General features: G+C 61.5%; 24 protein-coding genes. 9 read left to right on the top strand and 15 right to left on the bottom strand.

From position 1 onward, the window contains the following. Positions 1-33: 33 nt before the first annotated feature. Positions 34-534, bottom strand: coding sequence for a (2Fe-2S)-binding protein (locus ACLKMW_RS02030; protein WP_415722699.1), 501 nt, complete (start codon positions 532-534; stop codon positions 34-36). A gap of 321 nt (positions 535-855) precedes the next feature. Here ACLKMW_RS02030 and ACLKMW_RS02025 point away from each other — a divergent pair, with 321 nt between their 5' ends. Further along, entirely contained in the window at positions 856-1,941 is a 1,086-nt protein-coding gene (locus ACLKMW_RS02025) for an FIST N-terminal domain-containing protein (protein ID WP_415722698.1), read from the top strand. 11 nt (positions 1,942-1,952) lie between these two features. Continuing rightward, positions 1,953-3,290 carry an ATP-binding response regulator gene (locus ACLKMW_RS02020; protein WP_415722697.1) on the top strand — a complete coding sequence of 446 codons (1,338 nt, stop codon included), beginning with the start codon at positions 1,953-1,955 and terminating at the stop codon, positions 3,288-3,290. A 65-nt stretch (positions 3,291-3,355) separates the two neighbouring features. On the opposite strand, the gene ACLKMW_RS02015 is transcribed toward ACLKMW_RS02020, so the two are convergent. Continuing rightward, complete coding sequence (locus ACLKMW_RS02015; protein ID WP_415722696.1) at positions 3,356-4,036, bottom strand: response regulator; 681 nt, start codon at positions 4,034-4,036, stop codon at positions 3,356-3,358. A 218-nt stretch (positions 4,037-4,254) separates the two neighbouring features. Between ACLKMW_RS02015 and maiA the strand changes: the two genes are divergently transcribed. Continuing rightward, a complete protein-coding gene (gene maiA, locus ACLKMW_RS02010) occupies positions 4,255-4,905 on the top strand; it encodes a maleylacetoacetate isomerase (RefSeq protein ID WP_415722695.1) in 651 nt (216 codons plus the stop codon). Between the two features lie 97 nt (positions 4,906-5,002). Here maiA and ACLKMW_RS02005 read toward each other — a convergent pair whose 3' ends face one another. From ACLKMW_RS02005 to ACLKMW_RS01990, 4 genes are all read right to left on the bottom strand, one after another. Then, a complete protein-coding gene (locus tag ACLKMW_RS02005; RefSeq protein WP_415722752.1) occupies positions 5,003-5,455 on the bottom strand; it encodes a MaoC family dehydratase in 453 nt (150 codons plus the stop codon). A gap of 127 nt (positions 5,456-5,582) precedes the next feature. After that, on the bottom strand, positions 5,583-6,014 hold the full coding sequence (locus ACLKMW_RS02000; protein ID WP_415722694.1) for a phasin family protein: 432 nt from the start codon (positions 6,012-6,014) through the stop codon (positions 5,583-5,585). 57 nt (positions 6,015-6,071) lie between these two features. After that, a complete protein-coding gene (locus tag ACLKMW_RS01995) occupies positions 6,072-7,355 on the bottom strand; it encodes a DUF445 domain-containing protein (protein WP_415722693.1) in 1,284 nt (427 codons plus the stop codon). A 55-nt stretch (positions 7,356-7,410) separates the two neighbouring features. Further along, positions 7,411-7,983, bottom strand: a complete 573-nt coding sequence (locus tag ACLKMW_RS01990) for a GNAT family N-acetyltransferase (RefSeq protein ID WP_415722692.1) — start codon at positions 7,981-7,983, stop codon at positions 7,411-7,413. A 255-nt stretch (positions 7,984-8,238) separates the two neighbouring features. Here ACLKMW_RS01990 and rirA point away from each other — a divergent pair, with 255 nt between their 5' ends. After that, positions 8,239-8,703 (top strand): iron-responsive transcriptional regulator RirA, encoded by a 465-nt coding sequence (gene rirA, locus ACLKMW_RS01985; protein ID WP_415722691.1) that lies wholly within the window; start codon positions 8,239-8,241, stop codon positions 8,701-8,703. 16 nt (positions 8,704-8,719) lie between these two features. On the opposite strand, the gene ACLKMW_RS01980 is transcribed toward rirA, so the two are convergent. The 5 genes from ACLKMW_RS01980 to hemP are packed head-to-tail and all read right to left on the bottom strand — an operon-like array spanning position 8,720 to position 12,829. Next, the gene (locus ACLKMW_RS01980) at positions 8,720-9,511 is read right to left on the bottom strand and encodes a heme ABC transporter ATP-binding protein (protein WP_415722689.1); all 792 of its coding nucleotides are present in this window, start codon (positions 9,509-9,511) and stop codon (positions 8,720-8,722) included. Positions 9,512-9,520: 9 nt separating this feature from the next. Further along, positions 9,521-10,621 carry a FecCD family ABC transporter permease gene (locus ACLKMW_RS01975; protein WP_415722688.1) on the bottom strand — a complete coding sequence of 367 codons (1,101 nt, stop codon included), beginning with the start codon at positions 10,619-10,621 and terminating at the stop codon, positions 9,521-9,523. A gap of 13 nt (positions 10,622-10,634) precedes the next feature. Continuing rightward, complete coding sequence (locus ACLKMW_RS01970; protein ID WP_415722687.1) at positions 10,635-11,537, bottom strand: heme/hemin ABC transporter substrate-binding protein; 903 nt, start codon at positions 11,535-11,537, stop codon at positions 10,635-10,637. 9 nt (positions 11,538-11,546) lie between these two features. After that, a complete protein-coding gene (locus ACLKMW_RS01965; RefSeq protein ID WP_415722686.1) occupies positions 11,547-12,608 on the bottom strand; it encodes a hemin-degrading factor in 1,062 nt (353 codons plus the stop codon). 11 nt (positions 12,609-12,619) lie between these two features. After that, on the bottom strand, positions 12,620-12,829 hold the full coding sequence (hemP, locus tag ACLKMW_RS01960; protein WP_415722685.1) for a hemin uptake protein HemP: 210 nt from the start codon (positions 12,827-12,829) through the stop codon (positions 12,620-12,622). A 271-nt stretch (positions 12,830-13,100) separates the two neighbouring features. Between hemP and ACLKMW_RS01955 the strand changes: the two genes are divergently transcribed. From ACLKMW_RS01955 to ACLKMW_RS01945, 3 genes are read left to right on the top strand one after another with little or no spacing between them, the layout of a single operon-like run. Next, on the top strand, positions 13,101-15,263 hold the full coding sequence (locus tag ACLKMW_RS01955) for a TonB-dependent hemoglobin/transferrin/lactoferrin family receptor (RefSeq protein ID WP_415722684.1): 2,163 nt from the start codon (positions 13,101-13,103) through the stop codon (positions 15,261-15,263). Position 15,264: 1 nt separating this feature from the next. Beyond that, a complete protein-coding gene (locus ACLKMW_RS01950; protein WP_415722683.1) occupies positions 15,265-15,714 on the top strand; it encodes a hypothetical protein in 450 nt (149 codons plus the stop codon). A gap of 33 nt (positions 15,715-15,747) precedes the next feature. Next, positions 15,748-16,062 (top strand): antibiotic biosynthesis monooxygenase family protein, encoded by a 315-nt coding sequence (locus ACLKMW_RS01945; protein ID WP_415722682.1) that lies wholly within the window; start codon positions 15,748-15,750, stop codon positions 16,060-16,062. Positions 16,063-16,094: 32 nt separating this feature from the next. On the opposite strand, the gene putA is transcribed toward ACLKMW_RS01945, so the two are convergent. Next, positions 16,095-19,721, bottom strand: coding sequence for a bifunctional proline dehydrogenase/L-glutamate gamma-semialdehyde dehydrogenase PutA (gene putA, locus ACLKMW_RS01940; protein ID WP_415722681.1), 3,627 nt, complete (start codon positions 19,719-19,721; stop codon positions 16,095-16,097). Between the two features lie 143 nt (positions 19,722-19,864). On the opposite strand from putA, the gene ACLKMW_RS01935 reads away from it, so the two are divergent. Beyond that, positions 19,865-20,317 (top strand): Lrp/AsnC family transcriptional regulator, encoded by a 453-nt coding sequence (locus tag ACLKMW_RS01935; protein WP_415722680.1) that lies wholly within the window; start codon positions 19,865-19,867, stop codon positions 20,315-20,317. A gap of 96 nt (positions 20,318-20,413) precedes the next feature. Beyond that, the gene (locus ACLKMW_RS01930; protein WP_415722679.1) at positions 20,414-21,334 is read left to right on the top strand and encodes a sugar kinase; all 921 of its coding nucleotides are present in this window, start codon (positions 20,414-20,416) and stop codon (positions 21,332-21,334) included. A 61-nt stretch (positions 21,335-21,395) separates the two neighbouring features. Here ACLKMW_RS01930 and ACLKMW_RS01925 read toward each other — a convergent pair whose 3' ends face one another. The 3 genes from ACLKMW_RS01925 to ACLKMW_RS01915 all read right to left on the bottom strand — a co-directional run bounded on the left by ACLKMW_RS01925 (position 21,396) and on the right by ACLKMW_RS01915 (position 24,993). After that, positions 21,396-22,415: an aldose epimerase family protein gene (locus ACLKMW_RS01925; RefSeq protein ID WP_415722678.1), complete on the bottom strand. Its 1,020-nt coding sequence runs from the start codon at positions 22,413-22,415 to the stop codon at positions 21,396-21,398. Between the two features lie 21 nt (positions 22,416-22,436). Next, entirely contained in the window at positions 22,437-23,894 is a 1,458-nt protein-coding gene (locus ACLKMW_RS01920; RefSeq protein ID WP_415722677.1) for an NAD-dependent succinate-semialdehyde dehydrogenase, read from the bottom strand. Between the two features lie 157 nt (positions 23,895-24,051). Next, on the bottom strand, positions 24,052-24,993 hold the full coding sequence (locus ACLKMW_RS01915) for an AEC family transporter (protein WP_415722676.1): 942 nt from the start codon (positions 24,991-24,993) through the stop codon (positions 24,052-24,054). Between the last annotated feature and the right edge of the window lie 27 nt (positions 24,994-25,020).

Here is a 25,020-nt window from a genome sequence, read left to right as displayed (position 1 = left end):
CATTCACCATTCACTATTCACCACTTACCGAGTTCACGCCGCCTTCTTCGCCCTGCCTTTCGACGCCTTGGCCATTGTCTTCGACGCCGCGAGCACCGCCTTCACGATATTGTGATAACCGGTGCAGCGGCAGATATTGCCCTCGAGCTCCTCGCGAACCGTCGCTTCGTCGAGCCCCTCGGGGTGACGATTGATCATATCCGTGGCGGTCATGATCATGCCCGGCGTACAGAAGCCGCATTGCAGCCCGTGATGCTCCTTGAACGCCGCCTGGACAGGGTGCAACTCCGCCCCGTTGGCGAGGCCCTCGACCGTCAGCACGGTCGAACCCGATGCCTGGGCCGCCAGCATCGTGCAGGATTTGACGGCCTTGCCGTCGACATGAACCACGCAGGCCCCGCATTGCGACGTGTCGCAGCCGACATGCGTGCCGGTAAGCCCGACATGTTCCCTGAGAAAATGAACGAGCAACGTGCGGTCCTCAACCACGCCGCCAACTTGCCGGCCGTTCACAATCAACGATATTTCCGACATGAAACCTCCCTCAACGTCTCATCGCACAGTTCAATGGCCATGGGCTCTGGCGGCCCTTGACAATGAGAATGCAGCCCGCTCCAAAACCCGCATAGTGTACTTTCGGATACGAACGTCGCGCCCAAGCATTGCCAAACTAGTCCCCCGAGGCAAGAATATGCAAGACGGGTCCGTGGGGAGACGGCACGTCTGCGGGAAACGGCAAAAGCGCGCCGAGCGAGGTAGGGAGAGACTGCGCTGGTCTGTTCGCACACAAGCTATGCCTGTGGCCTCTCGACGCTGGCGAGTGATCTTGCCGATGCGGACGAATTCGCGCGTGCAATGGCCAGGCAAGCCGCCGAAATGGACGCCGGCTTCAGCCTCCTGTTCTACTCGCGCGAACTCATGGACGCCGAAGGCCTGGCCGAAGCGCTGGCAAGGCACGCGCCCGACCTTGCCTATGCCGGCTGCTCGACGGCTGGCGAGATAACGCCGGCGGGTCTCGAGGAAGGCCATGTGATAGCGGTTCTTTTTCCCCGCCGCCGCTTTACCGCCGTCAGCACCATGGTGAGAAACCTTTCGGCCTCGGGCATGGAGGATATCGCAGGCGAGGTCGAGGAACTGCGCCGCAGACTTTACGCCCAGATCGGCTCGACCGACTCGGCCAACGTCTTCGCCCTGTGCCTGATCGATGGTCTCTCCTATGCCGAAGAAGCGGTGACATCGGCGATCCACTGGGGCCTCGACGACATTCCCCTGCTTGGCGGGTCGGCCGGCGATGACCTGAAATTCGAAACCACGGAACTGCTTTCCAACGGCTGCGTCGACAAGGATTGCGCGGTAGTCGTGCTGATCGCGACCGACGTTCCGTTCCATGTCTTCAAGACAGAAAACTTCGTGCCGACCGATCAGAAGCTTGTCGTCACCGCTTCCGAGCCGGACAGGCGCCTGGTGCGCGAATTCAATGCCGGCAGCGCGGCGGAAGAATTTGCCGCTGCCGTCGGCATCGCCCACGGCGCCATGACCCCGTTGAGCTTTGCCTCGCATCCGGTTGTCGTGCGGGTGGGCGGCGAATACTACTGCCGCTCGATCCAGAAGATGAATGCCGATGGCTCGCTGTCCTTTTTCTGCGCCATCGATGATGGCATCGTGCTTTCGATAGCCGAGCCGACAGGCATGGTGGAGTCAACCAGGACCGCGCTGAAAAACGTCAACGAAAGGCTGGGCGGCATCGATGTCGTGCTCGGCTTCGACTGCGTGCTGCGGCGGCTCGACGCGCGCAACCGCCAGGTTTTCCGCGAAATTTCGGAACTGTATCGCGCCAATAATGTCATCGGCTTCGGAACATATGGCGAGCAATACAGATCGATGCATCTCAACCAGACATTCGTCGGAATTGCCTTCGGGCAGAGGCAGGCAGCGGAATAACGAGAATATCCATGCCAGTCCGCCAGATAGACGACATCGAAAAGCTCAAGAAGATCAACCAGGCGCTGCTGTCGCGCGTCGAGCGGTCGATGGATCAGCAGGGCAACGCGTTTTCGCTGTTCCAAACAGCGATCAATCTGGAAACCCGTGTGCGCAGCCGCACCGAGGAACTGCGCTCGACGCTGCGACGGCTGGAAGTGTCGAACATTGACCTCGTGGCCGCAAAGGAAAACGCCGAGCGCGCCAACCTGTCGAAGACAAGGTTCCTTGCGGCTGCCAGCCACGACATCCTGCAGCCGCTGAACGCCGCGCATCTTTCGATTTCCGCGCTCTCCGAAATCCAGACGAGCGACGAAGGCAAAAAGCTGGTGCGCCAGGTCGAGCGATCGTTGCAAACGATGGAGGACCTGCTCCACACGCTGCTCGACATCTCCAAGCTCGACGCCGGCGTCGTCGAGCCGGAAATAAGCGACGTCTCGCTTGATCCTCTTTTTTCATCACTGAAATCGGACTTCCAGCCGCTGGCCGCCCTGAAGGGGTTGAAATTGCGGTTTCGCGCCGACAACGCCGTGGTGCGATCCGACCGCGCGCTCCTGCGGCGCATTCTGCAGAACATCGTTTCCAATGCGGTGCGCTACACCCGCACCGGCGGCGTTCAGGTCAGCGTACGGCATCGAGGTCAGACGATCAGGATCGATGTCATGGACACCGGTTGCGGCATCCCCCATGATCAGCGCGAGGCGGTATTCGAGGAGTTCCATCGTGGGTCCATCCCGCCGGACATCGAATCGTCCGGCGGTCTCGGTCTCGGCCTGTCAATCGTGCGTCGCATGACCAACGCGCTCGGCCATCCGATCGCCTTTCATTCGGTCGTCGGACGCGGCACGGTGTTTCATCTCGATGTACCTGCCGCCGCGGCGGCGGCCGTGGACCACTCCGTGCCTTCCCGCGAGCCGGAGCGGCCGCGCGGCTACGGCCTGTTCGGCACCAAGGTTCTTCTGGTCGAAAACGACGTCGATGTGCTCGCCGCCATGACCGCGCTTATCGAGCGCTGGCAGTGCACGGTGAAAACGGCGGCCTCCTCGGCACAGGCCCTGGCGGCTCTTGCCGATGCGGCCTGGGTCCCCGACATCATCATCGCCGATCAGCATCTGGACGATGACGATCTCGGCACCTCTACCATCGCCAATGTGAGGCGATATCTTGACCGTCCGGTTCCTGCGCTGATCGTCACCGGCGACCCGTCGGATCAGGTGGCGCGCACCGCGCGGGAGGCAGGCGTCGAATTGATGCGCAAGCCGTTGAAACCTGCACAGCTAAGGGCGTTGATGGCGCACCTGCTTGCCTGAGACCACGAAGGGTCGCGCCAGGGTGTGTTGAGGTTCAGACCGCCATGGCCTGAATACCAACACACCTACAATGGCTGCTCGCGAAACAGATCTGCGTTGTCGAGTTTCGACACCTCGATGACCGCCTGGGTGCGGCTGTAGACATTGAGCTTGCGCAGAATTTCCGAAACATGCGCCTTGACTGTCGTTTCGCCGACCTGGAGCTCGAAGGCGATCTGCTTGTTGAGAAGCCCTTGCCGCAGCATCTGAAGGACCCGCAATTGCTGTGGCGTCAGTTTCGCCAGCCGGCGAACCATTTCGGCCCGGTCAGCGCTTTCGGGGTCCGGCGGCTGGCTTTCATAGTTCTCCGGCACGTAGATCGCGCCTTCCATCACAGCACGGATGGCTGCGGCGAGGTCTCCCTTGCGGGCCGATTTGGGAATGAAACCTGCCGCCCCGTAGGACAGCGCCTCCGAAATGATCTTCGGCTCCTCATGGCCCGAAACGATAACCACCGGCAGTCGCGGATGGCGCGTGCGAAGCTGCAGCAGCCCGTCAAAACCATGCACGTCCGGCATGCTGAGATCGAGCAATGCAAGGTCGAAGGGCTTGGTGTCGGCAAGCAGGGTCATTGCCTCGGTAATGGAGCGGGCCTCGACCGTATCGACATCCGGATAGGCCATGCGCACGGCGCTATGCAGCGCCTCGCGAAACAGCGGGTGATCATCGATAATCAGGAAGCGGGCGGTCTCATTGATGGCGTTCATCGACACCCTCCATCATGGAAACGTACGAAGCACGCAATGTCGCCGGCCACCCGCCCCGGGCCAAAGGAGACATATTTTCCAAATCCTCGATTCATTACGCAAGTTTCGAGAGTAGCCGAGGGCTTCGCAAGCGATTATTGGCAATTAGTACATCGATCGCTCTATCATGCGCGCGCAGGCGCCGATACGGCCCCTTCGACGCAACGGAGGCCACCGCGATGAACAAGATCGTGCTGCACAACTATTATCGCTCCTCGACATCCTACAGGGTGCGGATCGCGCTTGAAATGAAGGGTCTGGACTACACCTACGTCCCGCATCACCTGCGCCACGGCGAACATCATGAGCCCTCCTATCTCGCCGTCAATCCACAAGGGTTCGTGCCGGCGCTGATCTGGAGCGACGGCACGCTTCTGGTTCAATCGCTGGCGATCATCGAGTTCCTGGACGAAAGCGTACCCGAACCGCCATTGCTGCCAACCGATCCAGCCGGCAGGGCGCGGGTAAGGATGATTGCGCAGATGATCGCCTGCGACATTCACCCGATCAACAATCTGCGCATACTGACCTCGCTGCGCACGCTATTCGGCGCCAGTGACGATGATGTCGCAAACTGGTTCAGGCATTGGGTAAATGAAACCTTCCAACCGCTTGAGAAGATTCTTTCCGAGAGCAAGGAAACCGGCAAATTCTGCCATGGCGACACGCCGGGGCTCGCAGACATCTGCCTCGCCGCCCAGGTCGTCAACAATACCCGCTATAATTTCGATATGGAGCCTTACCCGACCATCGCACGCATTCATGATGCCTGCATGGCACTACCGGCGTTCATCAAGGCCGCGCCGAAAAACCAGCCTGATGCGGAATGAGCGGATCAGGCTAGTGTGGGTTTACGGATTTTGACGTTCCTGAACGCGGATGCCATGCAGGTGACAAGAACTTCAAATCCACCACACTCGCAAGTGATCAGGCTTTTTTCTTGCGCCGCTCGTAGAGCATCACCAGCGTCTCGGCGACGAGCGCCGGTCGCTCCTCGCCTTCGATTTCCACGACGTTGCTGGCCTTCATCAGATATTGGCCCGGTCCCCTGTCTTCCATCCACATCATCGTGACGCGTAGACGAATGCGCGCACCAGCCCGGACGGGCGAGACGAAGCGCACGCTGTCCAGCCCATAGTTGAAGGCGGCCTGCGTGTTTTCCGGCAGGGCGCCTATCTCCTGGCCGAGCGCACCGATGATCGACAGCGTCAGATAACCATGCGCGATGGTGGTACGGAACGGGCTTTCGCGACGAGCCCGAGTCGGGTCGACATGAATCCACTGATGGTCGCCGGTGCAATCGGCGAAACTGTCGATCCGGTCCTGGCCGACCGTGACCCAATGCGAAACGCCGAGTTCCTGCCCCGCCATTTCCTTCATCGCGGCAAATGTCAGGGGTGGTTTGGCTGACTCCGCGTTCTCAGCGCCGGCGAACGGCTGTGGCGAGCCGGCTGCATCCGTATCGGTCATCGTCACATCCCCCGCACACGCAGGAAACCGGAGCGCGCTACTTCCTGTCCTCATAGCCGCGCCGGATTTCCTCCATCGACTCACGAATTCGCTGGCGCAGTATGTCGATGGACTCATTTCCCGACTTGCTGACGATGGCCGAGACCTCGCTGGCATTTCTCACCGCCGCCTCAAACATGCGGTGAGCAAAATCAGCCTGCCTGGTCATCATCTCTCTCGGCGCGTTCGCGGCGCGGTAGCTTTGCGCCATCTCCGCCATATCGTGCAATGTCTCCTGCAGTGCCGCGCGCTGCCGGGCCATGACCGCAGACGCCCCGGAAGCCGATGCGGAAAAGGATTTCTGCAATGCTTCCAGGTTCTTACGATGATGGGCGAGGATCGCCTCGACATCCATGCGCGGCATTTTCAGGTCCTGGCCGAATTTGCTGAACATGTCGAGAAAACTGTCTGACTCTGGCTGTTTGGCCATGGTTTCCTCCTCACCGACGAGCAACGTCCTCCAAGAATAGGCCAATAGCCGGCGCGGTCAATTCGCAAGCAAAGTGCGCTCGACGGTGTGAAGCACCAGACCGGCGATTCCCCCGATCAGCATGCCGTTGAAGCGGATATATTGAAGGTCGCGGCCGATATTCAGCTCGATCAGGCGGGTCAGTTGCGCAAGGTCCCAGCCCTTTACCTGCTCGGCGATAAAGTCCGAAACGCCGCTTTTCTGGCTTTCAACGAAAGACGAAAGCGCCACCACGAAGCCCTGATTCATATCCGCGCGGATTTTTTCGTCGCTTGCGAGCTGACGACCGACCTCGACGAACATGCCGGCAAGGTGGGCACGGATTTTCGAATCGGGAGCGACCGCATCCTGCGCGATCAGAAGCCGCAGGCTCTGCCACATGTCCTGCGCCATAGACTTCAGTTCCGTCCGCGCGAGAAAATCGCGCTTCACCTTCTCGGCGCGCCGTGCGTAGGCTTTCGACTGGCGCAAATCCTCGATGAATTTCTGCACGAAGCGGTCGAATTCCTGCCGCACGGGATGGTCCTGGTCGGCACGAACCTCCTCAAGGAGCGCAGCCGCCGAAGCGACGATCTTCTTCAAGAGGTAGGCATCGGCTCGAAACAGGTTGAACAGCGACGGCAATTCGCTGCGAATCCTGTCGCGCATTGCCTCGAGCGCCTCTTCATCGGAGAGAAAACCTCCGATCACCCTGGTGAACTCGTCGAGCAGTTTCTGGTGCCGGCGATCATCGGTGAAGGCAGACAGCAGTTCGGCGGCAAGCGGTGCCACCTGCACTTTTTGCACCTGCTCCGTCAGCCGCTCGGCGACGAAGGTCCGCAAGCCCGATTGGTCGATTGCCGCCAGCGTCTGAGGCACAAGCCGCGCAACGAAGCGCGACAATCCTTCCGCGCGTTCGGGGTCGGCGAGCCAATCGGCAACGAGCGCGGAAAAGTCGACCTCGTTCAGCTTTTTGCGCACCGGATCGGCCGCAAGGAAATTGACTTCGATGAATCGACCGAGGTTTTCGGCGATGCGGTTCTGGTTCGCCGGTATGATCGCCGTATGCGGTATGGGCAGGCCCAGCGGTCGCTTGAACAGGGCAACGACCGCATACCAGTCTGCCAGGCCGCCAATGGTCGCCGCCTCAGCGAAGGCCGCGACAAACCCAAGTGCCGGCCAGCGTGATTCAAGGGTTTTCGCAACCAAAAAGACCGCCACGCACAGACACAGCGCGCCAGTGGCTATAAATTTGGTGCGCCTGAGAGCTTGAAGCTTTTCGACATCGTTGCGAAAGCCGGGCGGTGTTTCGGTCGAACGCATGGAGTGATCCGTTTGACGATGCCGGTCAATCCAACATCCGCGCCGCCCGACGGGATTACAAGGCAGCCTGGCCGTATCTTACCGGCGAAACCCCGAATGGTCGATGAAGGTCAACTGCTCCATGTTCGGCGAATGGAGAGCGATCGAGCTCGATCACGCCCACGGTCTCGCCGGCCTCGAATGTCAGCCTGGCATTGAACCTTCGCGCCAGCGCCTTCATTGCCTCGTTCTGGGGATGTGTGGTGACGAGCAGCCTCGTGTAGCCGAGCCCGCGCGCATTTGCGATCAGCCTGGCAAAAAGCTGCCCGCCGATGCGGCGGTTCTGAAGCTCACATTCGACGCTGAAGGCGATCTCCCCGGTCGGCTCCGCCAGTTCCGGGCGTTCGTGCAATTCAGCGGCGCCCAGCACCTTTTCGCCGTCGACATAGCCGATGACGGTCGCGCCATCGGCGAAACAACGGTCGGCATAGGCGGCGATGAACTTGTCGTTCAGAGAGCCGTTGAAACGGTCCCGGCGGCTCGCGGCATCAAGCCTCAGCAGATGCTCGCGAAAACGCGGCAGGTCGGAGGGCCTCAGTTGACGAATGGTTCCCGTCAGGGGAACCGGGCAGGATGCATTGTGGTGCATATCGCGTTCCTCGTGGGTTCCTCCCCCAAGTCGACGACTCTGGACAAGGCTTATATTGTGCACTGCACCAAAGTTTGCAACCTTCTTGAGGCCAGCCGTCGGCTCACCTGTCGGTTGAAAGTTGACAAAAAACGTAGGTATTGCGATTCATATCTGGAATTATTCCAGACTGTAGGCCATATTCGGCGCGACTTCCGATGCGGTAGCGGACTGCTTAGCCCGCAAGGCCGATCGATGCTTTGCTAAGGAATGATCATGCGTCTTACGCGACAAACCAACTATGCCATGCGCATCCTGATGTATTGCGCCGTCAACGAAGAGCAGCTTAGCCGGATTCCGGAAATCGCTAACGCCTATTCGGTTTCCGAATTGTTCCTGTTCAAGATCCTCCAGCCGCTGGTGCAAAGCGGCCTGGTGGAAACGGTGCGCGGCCGCAATGGTGGCGTCAGGCTTGGCCGCCCGGCGGATAAGATCACGCTGTTCGATGTCGTGCGGGTGACGGAGGAAAGCTTCGCCATGGCCGAGTGCTTCGAAAACGACGCCGCCGACTGCCCGTTGATCGATAGCTGCGCGCTGAACTCAGCGTTGCGCGAGGCGCTCAACGCCTTCTTCGAGTCACTGGCGCGGCACACCATCGCCGACCTGGTAAGGGCGAAGCCTACCGTGCGTGCGCTGCTCGGCATCGACCTCTTGGAAGAGCGCCACGCGCCGGCAGCCTGAGGGAAGAACCCGCCCTCTAAATTTCAGCCGATTGCGGAAGCACGAATGGCACGTTGCCAGCGGGAGCCGTGCCGACTTTCAGCCGGCATTCGAAGACGTTCGAAATCAGCTCATCGTTCAGAACATCCTGGGGCGAGCCGGCGGCGGCCAGACTTCCCCGGTGCATGACGAAAACGCGATCTGAAAACATGGCGGTCAGATTGAGGTCATGCAGGATCGCCACCACCCCACCGCCTCGCCTGGCAAAATCGCGCGCGATGTTCATGATGATGAGCTGATGCCTGATATCGAGGCTCGATACGGGCTCATCGAGAAACAGATAGCGCGGCTTGCCGTCGAGAACCGGCGCCCATACCTGGCAAAGCACGCGGGCGAGTTGCACGCGCTGCTGTTCGCCGCCGGAGAGCTCCTGGTATAGGCGCCCGGCAAAGCCCTCCAGATCGACCCGCGCCAATGCCCGTTCCGGAAGCCGGTCCTCTTCCCCCGGCAGCGCGCCGGAGCGCCCACCCATCAGCCCGAGCTTGACGATTTCGCGCACCGTGAATGGAAACGACAGCGCCGTCGCCTGCGGCAGAACGGCCCGCATGGCCGCCGCTTCCCACGGCTTCAAGGCTGCGATCAGCCGGTTGTTCATGGTTATCGCGCCGGTATAGGGCAATTCGCCCGTCAGCGCCTTGAGGAACGTCGTCTTGCCCGATCCGTTCGGGCCGACGATGGACGCGACCTCGCCGGCGCGTACTTCGAAACTGATGTTCGAGATGATGCGCTTGGCGCCGATCGAAACGGATACGTCGCGGGCTTCGAGCATGGACTGGTCCTAGAGATCGAGGATTCCGCGCTTGCGCAGCAATATCCAGAGAAAGAACGGCCCGCCGACGGCGGCGGTGATGATGCCGATCGGCAATTCCGCCGGCGCGACAATGGTGCGGCTGACGGCGTCGGCCAGCAGCAGCAACGAAGCGCCAAGCAGTGCCGAAGCTGGCAGCAGGTATCGATTGTCCGGTCCGATCAGCAGGCGAAGCAGATGCGGCACGACTATGCCGACGAAACCGATGCCGCCGCTCACCGCCACGGAAGCGCCGGTGGCTGCCGCGACCGCCACGATCGCCACATATTTGAGCATCTGTACCGGAACGCCGAGATGGCTCGCGGTCGCCTCGCCAAGCGCGAGGGCGTTGAGCCCGCGCGCCAGGAACGGTGCTGCCGACAAGGCGAGCACGATGATCGGCGCTACCGCACCGATCTTCGTCCATGTGGCCCCGGCAAGCGAACCGAGTCCCCAGAAGGTCAGATCGCGCAACTGCCGGTCATCGGCCATGAAGATCAGCATGCCCGTGAACGCCAGCGCCATCGCGCCAAGCGCGATGCCGGCAAGCAGCATGGTGGCGACCGAAGTGCGGCCTTGCCGCGTCGAGATCCGGTAAAGCACCAGCGTTGTCGCCAGACCGCCGCCAAAAGCGGCAAAGGGCAGTGCAAAACTGCCGAGAACTGCGGTGAGCGGCGCCAATATGCTGCCGCCAAGCACGATCACCGACACTGCACCGAGGCTCGCACCGGCCGAAACGCCGACGATTCCCGGATCGGCAAGCGGGTTGCGAAACAAACCTTGCATGACAGCGCCGGACACCGCGAGCGCGCTACCGATCAGCACGCCGAGCAACACGCGCGGCAGACGTATGTCGTAGACGATGACGCGGTCTCGCGCCGATAGCACATCGTCCGATTGCGAGGAGAACAGCCAATCGCGGAGGACGTCGAAGGCCGACGCGTCGGAGGCCCCGGCAGTAAGGCTGAACAGCATCGTTGCCGCAAGCACGAACGCAAGAAGCGCGATCGCCAGCTTCGCGCGCCCTTCACGGTCTCCTTCACGTGCGCGCCTGTGCATGATGCCGGATCGGCCGACCACACTATCCGCCATGCTCAAATTCCGATCAGTCCTTGATCTGCTCGCCGTAGAGCGCCTTCGCAAGATCATGAACTGCGCCTGCCGTACGCGGCCCAAACCCCAACAGATAGCCGGCATCCATGCGAACGAGCTTGTTCGCCTGGCCCGCCGGCGTCGAGGCAAGGGCCGGATGGGTGAACAGTTCCGCATCGGCCGCGGCATGATCACCGCCGCGATCCATCATCAGGACCACGTCCGGCCGCGCCGTAAGCACCGCCTCATCGGTAAGCTGCTTGTAGCCGGATATGCCTTCGACCGCGTTGACGGCACCGGCGAGCCTGATGATCCCGTCGGCCGCAGTGCCGCTGCCTGATGCGAGGATCTTTCCGTCCTGCACGCTGAGAATGAACAGGACGCGCTTGCGCTCTTCTATTTCGGCGGTGAACTTCCTGGCGGCTTCGATGTCGTTCTTCACCGCGTCCGAGAGTTTTGCCGCCTTGTCCTGGGCGCCGAGCGCCTCGCCGACGATGCGTATCTTTTCCAGAATGCCAGCCCCGTCGAAGGCTTCCGGCACCTCGATGTAAGGGACGGAAGCCTTCTTCAGCACGTCGACTGCTTCCTTCGGGCCGCTGCCCTGCAGCGCCAGTATGCCGCTCGGATTGACCGACAGGACGCCTTCGGGCGACAGCGCCCGCATATAGCCGACATCGGGAAGCTTGCGTGCGGCTTCCGGATAGGTGCTGGTCGAATCGCGAGCAACCAGCCGCGCCTCCTCACCGAGCGCATAGACGATTTCGGTGATCGATCCGCCGATGGAGGCGACACGGGAGGGATCGGAAAAGGTAACTTGACCCTCCGCGGCCGTGGATTGCGAGACGCCGCCCAGCACGACGATGCCGGCGATGAAGGCAGCGCAGGTGCCGCTGGCGAAACGAGCGAAAAGAGCCATGAGCCGTCCTTACGACATTACCGGCAGCGACAGGCGCGGCAAGTCCTCTGCAAGCTGGCGCCAGTCCTCGCGCTCGCCCTGCCCTTCATGGCGCTTGCCGAAGAACTGGATGATCAGCTCGCCGTCGGCACCATAAGCCTCCAGCGAGGTGACGTGACCGTCCTTGGTTGGCTTGCGCACCGCCCACAATTCGCGGATGTGATCGGTCCTGAGATGCAGATGAAACGTCTCGTCCATCACATTGATCCACGGCCCCATCGGCTTGATGTTCTGCACCGGGCCGGAGTGGATCTGGATGCAGCCGCGATTGCCGACGAAGCACATGATCGGCAATGCGCTTTTGGCGGCCTGATGCAGCATGGTAACGATAGCGTCATTGTCGACCAGCCAGGCGTAGTCCGGGCCAACCATGCGCACCGCCTCCAGACGCGACAGCCCAAGCTTGCGCAGCATGCCGAAGAACTGGTGCACGTCGGTCAGCCTGCTCCAGCGTTCCTGGAGTTCGGGCGTAACGGCTGCGTCGGCCGGCGCCTTTGGCTCCTCCGGCAAATCGCCATCGTAGAGCTCGACGCGCTGGCTCTGATCGACCGATACTAGGCTCGAAACGAGATTCTGATAGGCGTAGAGATTCGACGACGGCCGCAAATGTACCTTGTGGACCGCCTCGCCTGCCCTGTCGAAGAATTGCAGGCTACGGCGAATGTCACCGCCATCGCGCTTTTCGACGGCAAAGCCATGCGCCCACACCTTCGGAAAAATGCGCAGGTCGATATTTTCGCCAAGCGCCATGGCATTTGCGTCGGCGGTCACGACCTTGTCATAAACGCCGATCTTCTCGTGGACGGCGCTTTCGTTGCGGGTAAGCGCCATCACCTCGCCGACCGCTTCCAACCCCTTCAGCACGTCGTTGACGCGGGGTTCGATGCGCACGATGCCTTCCCCACAATGCGCCGCGACGAACTCGGCTTCCGAAATGCCGAGTTGGGCCGCGAGGTCCCGCTCCCGCATCTTCGGATTGTCCGAGCGCGCCAGACGTATTTCATGCGGCGCGGGTTTAACGCGAGCGTCCATGTAACCAATTCCTACTTGTTGAGGATGAGCTTGCCCTGGCGAGTGATCTTCAAACGGTAAAGGGCGCCGCCGTGATCGATCGCAATTTCGCGGCCGCCGGCAAACAGCGACGTGCTGGAGACGGTGCGCACCGAAAGGCGTGCGGCTTCATAAGGCTTTTCAACCGCGTTCAACGGCCTTGCGGCACGGACTCGAAAATCCCGGTGAGTGTGGCTGTTCATGGTCTTTCGGCCTCATCGCTGCCGACTGGCTCCACCGTTACCGGTCCATCCGGCGCCCGCGGAAACAATCTTGACTCAAATCATCATGTTCACTAGTCGTGCTATACAGGAGTAAACGAGTCAAGATTTAAATCACTCCGCACACAACCAAAATGCCAGCAAGCGCCACGCCAGCCCGCATTAAAAATGCATATCGGAGAAATGGGCTATGGGGCTTCCGGCTCGTAATATTGTTGCTCTGTCGGAGCTCGACAGATGCAGGCTGACAAATATGCGTGGGGCGCGTTCAGCCGCTCTGCTGGCGGGCGTCGCCACTCTTGCAATCGGCATGGCGACCGCTCAGGCGCAGGACGCCGGCAACCCGGCACCGATGCAGGAAACGACCGAAACAGTCACGACGAATGCGGGCGTCACGCTTCTCGACGAAATCACGGTTGTCAGCCGAACGAATGAAACCGCCATCGACACGATGGCCTCGGTCAGCCATGTGGGCGAGGAACAGCTTGCAAGGCGGATGGCGGCCACCCCGCAGGACGTGCTTTTCGGCGTGCCTGGCGTAACTTTGCAGACGGATGCGAACCGCACCGCATCGAGCATCAATATTCGCGGTCTGCAGGACTTTGGACGCGTCGCGGTAATTGTCGACGGCGCCCGCCAGAACTTCCAGCGCTCTGGTCATGGCACGCAGTCGATGTTCTGGATCGATCCCGAGCTTCTCAAAGGGGTCGATGTGATCCTCGGCCCGGTGGCGAACACCTACGGGTCGGGTGCGATCGGCGGCGTCGTCTTCTTCGAAACCAAAGACGCGACCGACTTCCTTCATTCGGATGAGACATGGGCGACCTCGGCAACCGGCCGCTTCGACACCAACGGCCAGGGTTGGACCACGAGCGCGACCGGAGCCTACCGCTTCAACGAGGCGGCCGACGTGCTCGGCAATATCGTCTGGCGCGACTTCAACAACTACAAGGGCGGCAATGGCGAGGAAGTCGCCGGCACCGGTTTCGACGTGCTGAGCGGCATGCTGAAGACGTCGGCGCGCCCGACCGAAAACAGCGAGCTCAAGCTTGGATGGATCGGCACCAACGATAGTTGGAGCGAAGGCCTGAACGCTTACGACCTCGACGTGAGGCAGAACACCTTTACCGGCCGCTACAACGTCACCGATGAAAACCAGAGCTGGCTCGACCTGCACATCAATGCCTCGCTGAACAGGGCCGGCCTCGATCAAACCTATCTCAGGGATCGTAGGCAGTACGATTCCCAGACCGGCCGCCCGATCACCGTTCCGGCAGGCACGCGCACCACCTACGATCTCGACACCTATGGCCTCGACATCTGGAACACCTCACGTTTCGATACCGGCGGCATCGCGCATGAACTGACCTATGGCGGCGACTGGGTCAGCGACGACGTGGTCACCGCCAATGCAGGCGGAGGAATGGATGTCTACACTCCTTCGGGCAAGCGGCGCGTTTCCGGCGCCTATGTGCAGGACAAGTTCACCTATGATTGGCTCGAAGTCATCGGCGCGCTGCGTTACGACAGCTACAAGCTCGACCGCGGAACGGCCGAAACCTCCGGTGACCGGCTGTCGCCGCGCCTGACCGTCGGCGTGTCGCCGTTCCAGGACGGCACGCTGCAGGGCCTCCAGGTCTATGGCACCTATGCGGAAGGCTATCGCTCGCCTTCGATCACCGAGACGCTGATGAGCGGGCTTCACCCGAACGGCGTGGTCTTTCCCTTCCTGCCCAATCCCGACCTCAGGCCCGAAACAGCAAAAACCTGGGAACTCGGTGTTAATTATCGTCAGGACGGCATCTTTCAGCGCGACGACGCATTGCGCCTGAAAGCCGCCTATTTCAACAATGATGTCGACGATTATATCGGCGGAAACGACGAAGTTGCCATCGGCACCAATGGATGCCGTTTCCTTCCCGGCATCCCGCCGATCTGGGCGCCAGGTGGCTATTATATTCCGACGTGTTTCCAGTATCAGAACTTCGCCAATGCAAAGATCAGGGGCGTCGAATTGGAGGGCCTCTACGATGCCGGCTGGGGTTTTGCCGGCCTCTCCGTTTCGGTAACCGACGGGCACACTATATCCTATGAGGGAGTCAGGGAGGACCTTGCCACCATCCCGTCTTACCAGGTTACCGCCCAACTCGGCTTCCGCTTCCTGGAAGACAAGCTGACCATCGGCGGTGAGGTGCAATATAATGGCGCGCCGAAGGGCAACGCGATCGCCGAGGATTATACGCTGGTGAATGCATTCATGAGCTATAAGGCGAGTGAAAACTTCAAGGTCGATTTCCGCGCCGATAACATCTTCGACGTCAGCTACACCAATCCGCTCAACGCTTCGGCCACTTCGATAGTCTACGAACCGGGGGTCACGTTGAAACTGGCCGCGACCATGCGTTTCGGAGGTTAGAATGCTTCAAGCAAGGCAATTCATCCGCCATGCGGCCTCGGCCCTCACGCTGATGCTGACGACGACGGGCGCGCTGTCCGAAGAGCCGGCGAGCGCCCCTGCCCCCGTCTTGACGCTCGAGCTCAACGGCGCGCAGCCCTCGCAAAAGGGCTGCCGTCTGACCTTCGTCGTAAACAATATGCTTGGTACGGAGCTCTCGAAGGCAGCTTTCGAAATCGCGCTCTTCAGCAAGGATGGCGTGGTCGACAGGCTGACCGTGCTCGACTTCAAGGAACTGCCGGCTGGAAAGACCAAGGTGGCACGCTTCGACCTATCTGGCGTCGATTGCGCCAGGATTGGCCGGGTGCTGGTCAATCATGCTACGGAATGCGCCGGCGACGGCATCGAGCCGACAGCCTGCCTGCGCCAGCTCAAGACCGAAACCAAAACCGGCATCACTTTCGGCACATAGTCGTGCAGCATCTACCTGAAAGGAACTGAACCAATGTATATCGCAATGAACCGCTTCAAGGTGAAGGCCGGCCTGGAAGAAGAATTCGAAAACGTCTGGAAGAACCGTGACAGGCGTCTGACGGAAATGAAAGGCTTCCAGCAGTTTCACCTTCTGCGCGGTTCATTCAATGAACAGGAAGGCTACACGCTTTTTGCCTCGCATACGGTCTGGAACAGCTTTGATGACTTCCAAGCCTGGACGAAATCCGAAAACTTCCGGGCCGCGCACAAGAATGCCGGCACCAGCAAGTCGACCACTCTCGGCCATCCGCAGTTCGAAGGGTTTTCGATCGTGGAAGGTGCCTGACCTCCTCATTGCCCGCTGAGATGCGGGCATTTTCACACCCCGGCCAACAATGTGGCGTTGCCGCCTGCCGCCGTCGTGTCAACACAGACGGCGCGCTCATGCGCATAGGCAGCCGGATAAAGCACTTCGCCGATCAGCGGCACTATCGGGCCGCTTCGGGCCGCCAGCGACTGCCTGATTTCGCGGCTGCGTTCCACCGCTCCGGCGAAGGCAACAACATCGATGGCCGAGGACTTCAGCGAAGCCGGCGTCGCGATGCCGTCTATGGCGGCAATGGGCAGGCCCTTTCCCGTCAGCGCATTGACCGCAGCACTGGCATCGGGGGCGACAGCCAGCACCGCATTGCCGGCGGCCAACGCCTGGATTGTCTGGGCAAGCAGGGTTTCGCCATCGGGGCCGAGGCATAGCACCCGTCCGCGTGGCGCCAGCACCAGCGTATTGGCTTCGCCGGTCGGTCCTGGCAGATCGACCGGTCCGAAATCAATGCTTGCGGCGGCGGCGATTGCCGGCGCACCTTTGCCGCGCAGATGCTTCCTCAACACCGCGATGCGGTCGGGCGCCACGTTCCAGCCGCCAAAGGCCGGATCGGGAAAATGGTCGGTGATCGCCTGCTCCAGCACCGGACCCGCTTCCGCCTCGATCGCCGGAACATGATCGGCCCGGCGAAAACGGCGAAGATAATGCGGCCCGCCTGCCTTCGGCCCGGTACCGGAAAGCCCCTCGCCGCCAAAGGGCTGCGAGCCGACGACGGCGCCGATCTGATTGCGGTTGACGTAGATGTTGCCGGCATGAACGTCGTCGACAATATGCTGAACGCGAGCTTCTATGCGCGTGTGCAGGCCGAAGGTAAGGCCGTATCCCTTTGCATTGATGTCGGAAATCACCTTGCCCATTGCGTCCGCGTCGAAGCTGGCGACGTGAAGGACAGGGCCGAACACCTCGCGCTCCATCTCCTCTATGCCCTTGACGCTGAATATATGCGGCGCGACGAAGCGCCCCCTATCCGGCGCGTCGAGACGAGCGACCAGGCGGCCTTTCGCTTCCATTCCCCGGCAATAATCGCGGATGGAGTCCTGCGCTTCGTCATCGATCACAGGGCCGACATCGGTGGAGATCTCCCACGGATCGCCGACCTTGAGTGCATCCATTCCGCCTTTCAGCATTTCCAGCATCTTTTTCTCCACGTCCTTCTGAACGTAGAGAATGCGCAGCGCCGAACAGCGCTGGCCCGCACTTTGGAAGGCGGAGGCGAGAATGTCGCGAACAGCCTGCTCGGGCAGTGCGGTCGAATCGACGATCATGGCGTTCATGCCGCCGGTTTCGGCAATCAGCATGGCATCGGGTGCGGCTGTCTCGGCCAGTTGCCGCTCGATCAGCTTCGCCACGTCGGTCGATCCGGTGAAGCACACACCGGCGATGCGCGGGTCTGCCGTCAACGGTCCGCCGACAGACGGTCCATCGCCAGGCAGAAGCTGGATGACGTCTTCAGGAATCCCGGCCTTGCGTAGCAACTCGACCGCGCGGAAGGCAATGAGCGGCGTCTGCTCGGCCGGCTTGGCAATGACGGCATTGCCGGTAACGAGAGCGGCGGCGATCTGGCCGGTGAAAATGGCAAGAGGAAAGTTCCACGGCGAGATGCAGGCAATCACGCCGCGCGCACGCGTGCCGGTCTCGACCTTGTCCGCCTCGGCCGCATAGTAACGCAGGAAATCCACCGCCTCGCGCACCTCCGCCACCGCATCGCCGAGGGATTTTCCAGCCTCGCGCATCGCCAGCGCAAAGAACTCGACGGCATTTTCTTCATAGAGGTCGGCCGCGCGGCGGAGCATGTCCGCCCTCTCCGCAACTGAACGCGCTGCCCAGACCGGTTGGGCCTCCGTTGCGATTCGAACCGCAGTCCCGACCTGTTTGGCATTCGCTTCCGTCACGGTGCCGACGACATCTTCAGGCCTCGTCGGATTGACCACCGGCCGTTTTGCGGCGCCATAACCGGCCGCGCGGGTGATCGGCTTGGCAGACCAGCGATCCGCACCGGCGAATTCGCGCCTTGCCGCCTCGATCGCCGTCAAGGTCACCGGATCGGTTATGTCAAATCCCTTGGCGTTGAGACGTCCCGCGCCGAAAATCTCCCTTGGCCGCGGAATCGCCGGATTGGCGGCCTGCCCTTGAGTTTTCACCACCTCGAACGGATCACGCGCAATGACTTCCGCCTTCACCCTTTCATCCGTCAGTTGATGAACGAAGGAGGAGTTGGCGCCGTTTTCGAGCAGGCGGCGCACCAGATAGGCCAGCAGATCGGAATGCGCGCCTACCGGCGCGTAGATGCGGCAGCGCGTGCCTTCGGCCTTGCGAACAGTCTCGTGCAGCGCTTCGCCCATGCCGTGCAACCGCTGGAACTCGAAGCAATCGCGATCCGGCGCTATCGACAGAACCGCCGCGACCGTATGCGCATTGTGCGTGGCGAACTGCGGATAGATGCGGTCGGTCATCGACAGCAGCTTCCTGGCGCAGGCGATATAGGAAACGTCGGTATTCACCTTGCGCGTGAACACCGGATAGCCGTCGAGCCCGAGCACCTGCGCGCGCTTGATTTCGGTGTCCCAGTAGGCGCCTTTGACCAACCGCACCATGATCCTGCGGTTCAGCCGTCCCGCCAGCGCATGAAGCCAGTCGATTACGAAGAAGCAACGCGGCCCATAAGCCTGCACCACCACGCCGAAACCATCCCAGCCCTCAAGCTTGGGGGAGGCCAGCACGCGCTCGATCACGTCGAGCGACAGGTCGAGCCGGTCGGCCTCCTCCGCATCGACATTCAGGCCCATGCCGGCATCGCGCGCCGCAACCGCAAGCGACAACAGGCGCTCGACCATCACCGGCAGCATGGCTTCCCTCTGCGCCATTTCGTAGCGTGGGTGGATGGCCGACAGTTTGACCGAAATGCCGGGATTCTTACGGATGTCCGGGCCTTTCGAAACGCCGGCAAGCGAAGCGATCGCATCGGCATAGGCGCGCAGATAGCGCAGGGCGTCCGCTTCCGTTCGGGCCGCCTCGCCGAGCATGTCGTAGGAATAGAGATAGCCCTTGGCAGTCATCGGCCGGCCGCGTTTGAGGGCCTCCTCGATGGTGCGGCCGAGCACGAATTGCTCGCCCATTTCGCGCATGGCGGCCGCAACCGCCTTGCGGATCACCGGTTCGCCGAGCCGGCGCACCATGTTGTGCAAGGTGCCGGCAATGCCATCCTCGCCATCGTCGAGCACCCTGCCCGTCAGCATCAGCGCCCAGGTCGAGGCGTTGACGAACATCGAGCTCGATCCTGCCGCATGAGCAGACCAGTCATGCGGGGCGATCTTGTCCTGGATCAGATCGTCCATCGTCTGCGTGTCAGGCACCCGTAGCAGCGCCTCGGCAAGGCACATCAGCGCCACGCCCTCCTTGGTCGAGAGGCCATAGGCCGACAGGAACACCTCCATCAGCCGCGGATCGGAGGAGGAGCGCACCGCCTTGACCAGATCGACGGCACGCGAGGAGATCGCCTTTCTCGTCTCCGCCGTCAGGTCGGCGGCGGCGACCAGCCTTGCCAGAGCCTCGCCCTCGTCGGGCAGGTAGTTGGCGCGAATCTGTTTGCGAAGCGGATCGAGCACGGGAGCGGTCATGGACATCCTGCCGGCTGAGAGGACGCTTTATGGAACGAATGCGCCACGCTACCACAAAGCCGGTTGGCGTTCGGGCTAAAAGATTGAACAAGGCAGTTCATTTGATCTATATGCCATCGCCCTGAACATTCCGGTGGGTTGCATTTGGCATGACCGAAGACCGATTGGACCGCATCGACAGGAACATCCTCGCCGCGCTCTCGCGCGATGGCCGGCTTTCCATGGCCGAGCTTGCCTCGAAAGTCGGCTTGTCGAAAACCCCGGTGCAGGCGCGCGTTCGCCGACTTGAGCAAAACGGCTTCATTCGCGGCTATTCGGCGCTGGTCGACCGCGAACGGATGGGCGAAGGCCATGTAGCCTTTGTGCAGGTGAAGCTTTCCGACACGCGCTCGGTGGCGCTCGACGCGTTCAATCGCGCGGTACAGGGTGTGCCCGAAATCGAGCAATGTCACATGATGGCGGCAAGTTTCGACTATCTGCTGAAGGTTCGCACGAAAGACATCGCCGCCTATCGACGCGTGCTTGGCGAACGCATATCCGCACTGCCCCATGTTGCGCAGACATCGACTTTCGTGGCCATGGAGACGGTGAAGGACCGCTGATCGGACGATGCGGCGTCCAGCGGTGGAACCTTCGCCATATATGGTAATTTTCCGTTTGGCATGTAACTCTCACGGCAAGGGGCGAGGAGCGGCGCAATGGCAAACGGCATCGCGGCAATCGGCGAATGCATGCTCGAGTTGAGCGGCCAGAACGCGCCGGTCTGGCGCATGGGCTTCGCCGGCGATACGTTCAACACGCTCTGGACATTGCGTGCGCTGACGTCGGGCCATCATGTCGACTACGTCTCGGCGTTTGGCGATGATCCGTTCTCGCACGACCAGATCGAGTTCTTTCGCGAACACGGTATCGGCATCGCCGACAGCCCGACCATCTCCGGCAAGCATCCCGGCCTCTATGCGATCAGGCTTACCGGTGGCGAGCGGTCCTTCACCTACTGGCGCGGCGATTCCGCGGCACGACAGCTTGCCGGCGATCCGACAGCGCTGGCAAAAAGCCTTTCGGAACGGGCACTTATCTATTTCTCCGGAATCACTTTGGCAATTCTCGATCCGGCGTCGCGTCGGACGCTGCTGCAGGCGATTTCCGGCGCTCGCACGCAAGGCGCGCATATTGCCTTCGATCCAAATTACCGGCCTGGTCTGTGGCCCGACGCGGACACGGCACGGCAGGCGATCGGCGAGGCGTTGAAAGTGGTCGATATCGCTCTTCCGACCTTTCCGGACGAGCAGGCGCTGTTCGGCGACACTTCGCCTGAGGCTACCGCTGAACGGCTGGAACGCGCCGGCATTGCCGAAACCATCGTCAAGAATGGCGCGGAGGACGCGCTGATATCGCACTATGGCGACACGATGCCGGCACCGGCACCGGCAATCGTCAGCCCGATAGACACCACTGGGGCCGGCGATGCTTTCAACGGCGCCTATTTGGCGGCCCGACTGTTCGGGCTCCCCCCAACCGAGGCCGCCAAGCGCGCCCATCGCGTGGCTGCGGCCGTGGTGCAGATTCGCGGCGCGCTGGCGCCTTTCGACATATTGAAGCTAGCGTTCGATCGATAGCCCGTTAGAGCCTCGGACCGAAAGTGGAATCCTTTGTGCGTCCGATTGGACGCACGGCGCTCTACTCCAGCCGGAACCGATACTCGGTGATCTGGCGGTACTCTTCGCCCGGCAGTAGCACGGCCTGCGGAAAATAGGGCCGATTGGGTGAATCCGGCCATGTCTGCGGCTCGAGACACAGCCCGGCATAGGGGCTGTAGCGACGACCGCCAAGCCCGATCGTGTCGGGCGCTATATGCTGCCCGATATAGAACTGAACGCCCGGCTCCGTCGTCCAGACCTCCATCTCGACGCCCGAGGAGACACCCTGCACCCATGCCGCCTGCTTTAACGCGCCTCGAGCTGGAGCAAGGCAGAAATTGTTGTCGTAGTCGATCTGCCTGCCGCTCGCATCCATCCGCACCGGTCGGGCCTGCCGGAAATCGAATGGGGTGCCCTCCACGGGCTTGACGACCCCGGTCGGGATCATTGCGCCATCTACGGGCAGATAGGCAGCGGCACCAATCATCACGCGGTGGTCGAGGATGTTGCCGTTGCCGCCGTCGTCCAGATTGAAATAGGAATGATGCGCCAGGTTGCAGAGCGTCGGCTCATCGCAAACCGCCGTCAGTTCGATCGCCAGCGTGCCTGGCATTTTCAGCCGATAGGTGCATCGCACATCGAGGGCGCCGGGAAACCCCATCGAGCCGTCGGGATCGTGCAACGACAGCGTCACGAACTCGGCGGCATGCTCGGCGACCTCCCAGACCCGCCTGGAAAATCCGTTCGAGCCGCCATGCAGCCCGTTCAATTCCGGGTGTTCCGCATCAATCTGGCAACGTACGCCATCGAGAACGAAACGCCCGTCGCGGATGCGGTTGGCATGGCGGCCGACGGTAGCGCCGAAATAAGACGCGGATGCGAGATAGTCTTGCAGGCGTTCGAAACCCAGCACAAGCGGCGCTTCATGGCCGTGCAGGCGCAGGTGCTGCACCGCCGCACCCAAGGTGATGATTTTTGCGGACAGCCCGCCGCCGGCGATCCCTACTCGCCGGACGGCCTGGCCGTCATTCGTCACGCCAAAGACTTCATCCTCGCTCATGCGCCCCTATCGCGTCGGCTGCTAGAAGCCGAGCCCGCCGATGCAGACATATTTGGTATCGAGATAATCCTCGATGCCCTGATGTCCGCCTTCCTTGCCGAGACCCGACTCCTTGACCCCGCCAAAAGGCGCCTCGGGCGTGGTGATCAGACCTTCATTGACGCCGACCATGCCGTATTTCAGACCTTCCATGACCCGGAACGCCCGACCGAGATTACCGGTGTAGAAATAGCAGGCGAGGCCGAATTCGGTGTCATTGGCGAGGCTGACCGCCTCTTCTTCGGTCTCGAATCTGAACACCGGGGCGACCGGGCCGAAGATCTCTTCCTTCATGAACTTCATCTTCGGCGACGCGTCGGCAATCACGGTGGGCTCGAAGAACGAACCACCGAGCGCATGCCGCTTGCCACCGGCAACGACCTTGCCACCCTTGGCGGTCGCATCCGCGATGAACTCCTCGACCTTCTCGACCGCGTTCTCGTCGATCAGCGGCCCCTGCTGGACCCCTTCATCGAGACCGGAACCGACCTTGAGCTTGTTCGAAGCGGCCGCGAGCTTCTCGACGAATTCGTCATAGATGCCGGCCTGCACGAAGAAGCGGTTGGTGCACACGCAGGTCTGGCCCGAGTTGCGGTATTTCGCGGTCATGGCGCCTTCGATCGCGCGATCGATGTCGGCATCGTCGAAGACGAGGAAAGGCGCATTGCCGCCGAGTTCCATCGACACTTTCTTGACCGTCGAAGCCGATTTCTGGATCAGGATCTTGCCGATTTCGGTCGAGCCGGTGAAGGTGATTTTCCTGACCAGCGGATTTGCACAGATCTCGTCGCCGATCTCACCGGCCGAACCCGTGACGATGTTGACGACACCCTTGGGAAAACCGACCTCCTCACACAGCGCACCCCAGGCAAGCCCTGAATAGGGTGTCTGCGAGGCAGGCTTGACGACAGCCGTGCAGCCTGCGGCAAGGGCAGGCCCGAGCTTGCGGGCGAGCATCGAGTTCGGGAAATTCCAGGGCGTGATCGCCGCAATGACGCCGACCGGCTCCTTGGTCACCAGGATACGGCGATCCGCCCAGGGCGACGGCACCACATCGCCATAGACGCGCCGACCCTCCTCCGCGAACCACAGGATATAGGCGGCAGAGGAAGCGACCTCGCCACGCGATTCGAACAGCGATTTGCCCTGCTCGATGGTCAGCAGCTCGGCAAGCGCATCCTGATTGTCCATGATGGCGTCGTGCAGCTTGCGCAAGAGCTTCGAGCGTTCGAGCGCCGAGGTCTTGCGCCACGACTGGAAAGCAGTTTCAGCCGCCTCGATAGCTCTGCGCGTTTCGGCCGCCCCCGATTTCGGCACCGTTCCGATCTTCAGGCCCGTCGCCGGGTTCGTCACGTCGATGGTCCGGCCGGAATCGGCCTGCACCCATTCGCCGTCGATGAGATTGGCCTGACGCATGAAATGGCTGGTTTTCTGGAGCATTTTTGCCTCTCGTCAGCGCCCGCGCGCTGGCTTTCTGGAATTCACGACAGGGGATTCTACGAAGGATATATGGCTTTTTCGGCCACCCGCCACTTCTTAGCCCGGCAGCCGCACCTGGATCAATCGCCTTGGCACAGCAAGACGATGGTCCAGCAAGCTATGCGAAAACGGCCTGGGCGACGGCCAGCCAGAACAACGTGCTGGCAAGGGCACAGGCAGTGGCTATCGTCAACTGGTTGGAGGCCAGCGCCTGCCCTGTGCCGAACTGGGTCGCGATCAGGTAGGAATTGACGCCGGGCGGCAGCGAGGCAGCGGCGACCACCACCATGGCCGGCAGTTGCGGCAAGCCGGAAAGCCATGCCAGCAGCAGCGCAGTAGCTGGCATGAGGAACAGCTTGAGCGCCGATAGCAGGATCGCGGGCTTGACGTTTCCCGACAGGCCGAACTTGCACAGCCCCAGACCCATGGCAAACAGCGCCACCGGTCCAGCGACATCGGCGAGCGCATCCACCAGGCGTGAAGCCAACCCTGGCAGCGGCCAGCCGGTCAGGCGCCATGCCAGACCGGCCACTATGGCAATGATCAGCGGATTGGCGAAAAGCCGGCGCAGGAAGTCGCCAGCGACCCGCAACGGATGGACGGCGGTCTTGCCGAAAATTTCGAAAAGGACGATCGACGCCGCCAGCATGACCGGCAGGTGGACGGCGATGATAAGCGACAGAATCTCGAAGCCTTCCTGACCGAACACGCCGAGCATGAACGGAATGCCGAGCAGGACGAGATTGGAGAACGCAGTCGAAACACCGCCGACCACGCCTGCCTGAGACGTGCGCCCGAAGAGTCGTGTGGTGGCCAGATGACCCGCCAGCCATGCAACCGCCGCCGAACTGAAATAGACGGTCCAAAGCGCCCAGGGGGCGCTTCCATGAAAATCCGCACCGACCATCGTACGAAACAGCAGCACCGGAAGCGCGATTCCGACAGCGAACTGCGACAATGCATCCCCGGCATCAGACTTGAGATAGCCCATCCGCCCGGCAAGATAGCCGAGTGCGACGAGGCCGAAGACGAAAAGGACTGTTTCGGACAGCAAAGACATTGCCCCGGTGATAGGCGAGCGGAAGGA

It is taken from the genome of Borborobacter xinjiangensis (genome assembly GCF_047739745.1).
Classification (GTDB): domain Bacteria; phylum Pseudomonadota; class Alphaproteobacteria; order Rhizobiales; family Rhizobiaceae; genus Pseudaminobacter.
The sequence above is the reverse complement of the archived record's forward strand: the minus strand, read 5'-3'. Positions and strand labels throughout refer to the sequence as shown.

Bases quoted from the DNA above. Each gene is read 5' to 3' on its own strand.
- ACLKMW_RS01930 (WP_415722679.1), top strand. From the start codon at position 20,414: ATGGCAAACGGCATCGCGGCAATCGGCGAATGCATGCTCGAGTTGAGC.
- ACLKMW_RS01955 (WP_415722684.1), top strand. From the start codon at position 13,101: ATGCGTGGGGCGCGTTCAGCCGCTCTGCTGGCGGGCGTCGCCACTCTT.
- ACLKMW_RS01920 (WP_415722677.1), bottom strand. From the start codon at position 23,894: ATGCTCCAGAAAACCAGCCATTTCATGCGTCAGGCCAATCTCATCGAC.
- ACLKMW_RS01945 (WP_415722682.1), top strand. From the start codon at position 15,748: ATGTATATCGCAATGAACCGCTTCAAGGTGAAGGCCGGCCTGGAAGAA.
- ACLKMW_RS01990 (WP_415722692.1), bottom strand. From the start codon at position 7,983: ATGCACCACAATGCATCCTGCCCGGTTCCCCTGACGGGAACCATTCGT.
- ACLKMW_RS02020 (WP_415722697.1), top strand. From the start codon at position 1,953: ATGCCAGTCCGCCAGATAGACGACATCGAAAAGCTCAAGAAGATCAAC.
- ACLKMW_RS01995 (WP_415722693.1), bottom strand. From the start codon at position 7,355: ATGCGTTCGACCGAAACACCGCCCGGCTTTCGCAACGATGTCGAAAAG.
- ACLKMW_RS01950 (WP_415722683.1), top strand. From the start codon at position 15,265: ATGCTTCAAGCAAGGCAATTCATCCGCCATGCGGCCTCGGCCCTCACG.
- ACLKMW_RS01970 (WP_415722687.1), bottom strand. From the start codon at position 11,537: ATGGCTCTTTTCGCTCGTTTCGCCAGCGGCACCTGCGCTGCCTTCATC.
- ACLKMW_RS02015 (WP_415722696.1), bottom strand. From the start codon at position 4,036: ATGAACGCCATCAATGAGACCGCCCGCTTCCTGATTATCGATGATCAC.
- maiA (WP_415722695.1), top strand. From the start codon at position 4,255: ATGAACAAGATCGTGCTGCACAACTATTATCGCTCCTCGACATCCTAC.
- ACLKMW_RS01915 (WP_415722676.1), bottom strand. From the start codon at position 24,993: ATGTCTTTGCTGTCCGAAACAGTCCTTTTCGTCTTCGGCCTCGTCGCA.
- putA (WP_415722681.1), bottom strand. From the start codon at position 19,721: ATGTCCATGACCGCTCCCGTGCTCGATCCGCTTCGCAAACAGATTCGC.
- hemP (WP_415722685.1), bottom strand. From the start codon at position 12,829: ATGAACAGCCACACTCACCGGGATTTTCGAGTCCGTGCCGCAAGGCCG.
- ACLKMW_RS02025 (WP_415722698.1), top strand. From the start codon at position 856: ATGGCCAGGCAAGCCGCCGAAATGGACGCCGGCTTCAGCCTCCTGTTC.
- ACLKMW_RS02030 (WP_415722699.1), bottom strand. From the start codon at position 534: ATGTCGGAAATATCGTTGATTGTGAACGGCCGGCAAGTTGGCGGCGTG.
- ACLKMW_RS01980 (WP_415722689.1), bottom strand. From the start codon at position 9,511: ATGCTCGAAGCCCGCGACGTATCCGTTTCGATCGGCGCCAAGCGCATC.
- rirA (WP_415722691.1), top strand. From the start codon at position 8,239: ATGCGTCTTACGCGACAAACCAACTATGCCATGCGCATCCTGATGTAT.
- ACLKMW_RS02000 (WP_415722694.1), bottom strand. From the start codon at position 6,014: ATGGCCAAACAGCCAGAGTCAGACAGTTTTCTCGACATGTTCAGCAAA.
- ACLKMW_RS01935 (WP_415722680.1), top strand. From the start codon at position 19,865: ATGACCGAAGACCGATTGGACCGCATCGACAGGAACATCCTCGCCGCG.
- ACLKMW_RS01925 (WP_415722678.1), bottom strand. From the start codon at position 22,415: ATGAGCGAGGATGAAGTCTTTGGCGTGACGAATGACGGCCAGGCCGTC.
- ACLKMW_RS01965 (WP_415722686.1), bottom strand. From the start codon at position 12,608: ATGGACGCTCGCGTTAAACCCGCGCCGCATGAAATACGTCTGGCGCGC.
- ACLKMW_RS02005 (WP_415722752.1), bottom strand. From the start codon at position 5,455: ATGAAGGAAATGGCGGGGCAGGAACTCGGCGTTTCGCATTGGGTCACG.
- ACLKMW_RS01975 (WP_415722688.1), bottom strand. From the start codon at position 10,621: ATGGCGGATAGTGTGGTCGGCCGATCCGGCATCATGCACAGGCGCGCA.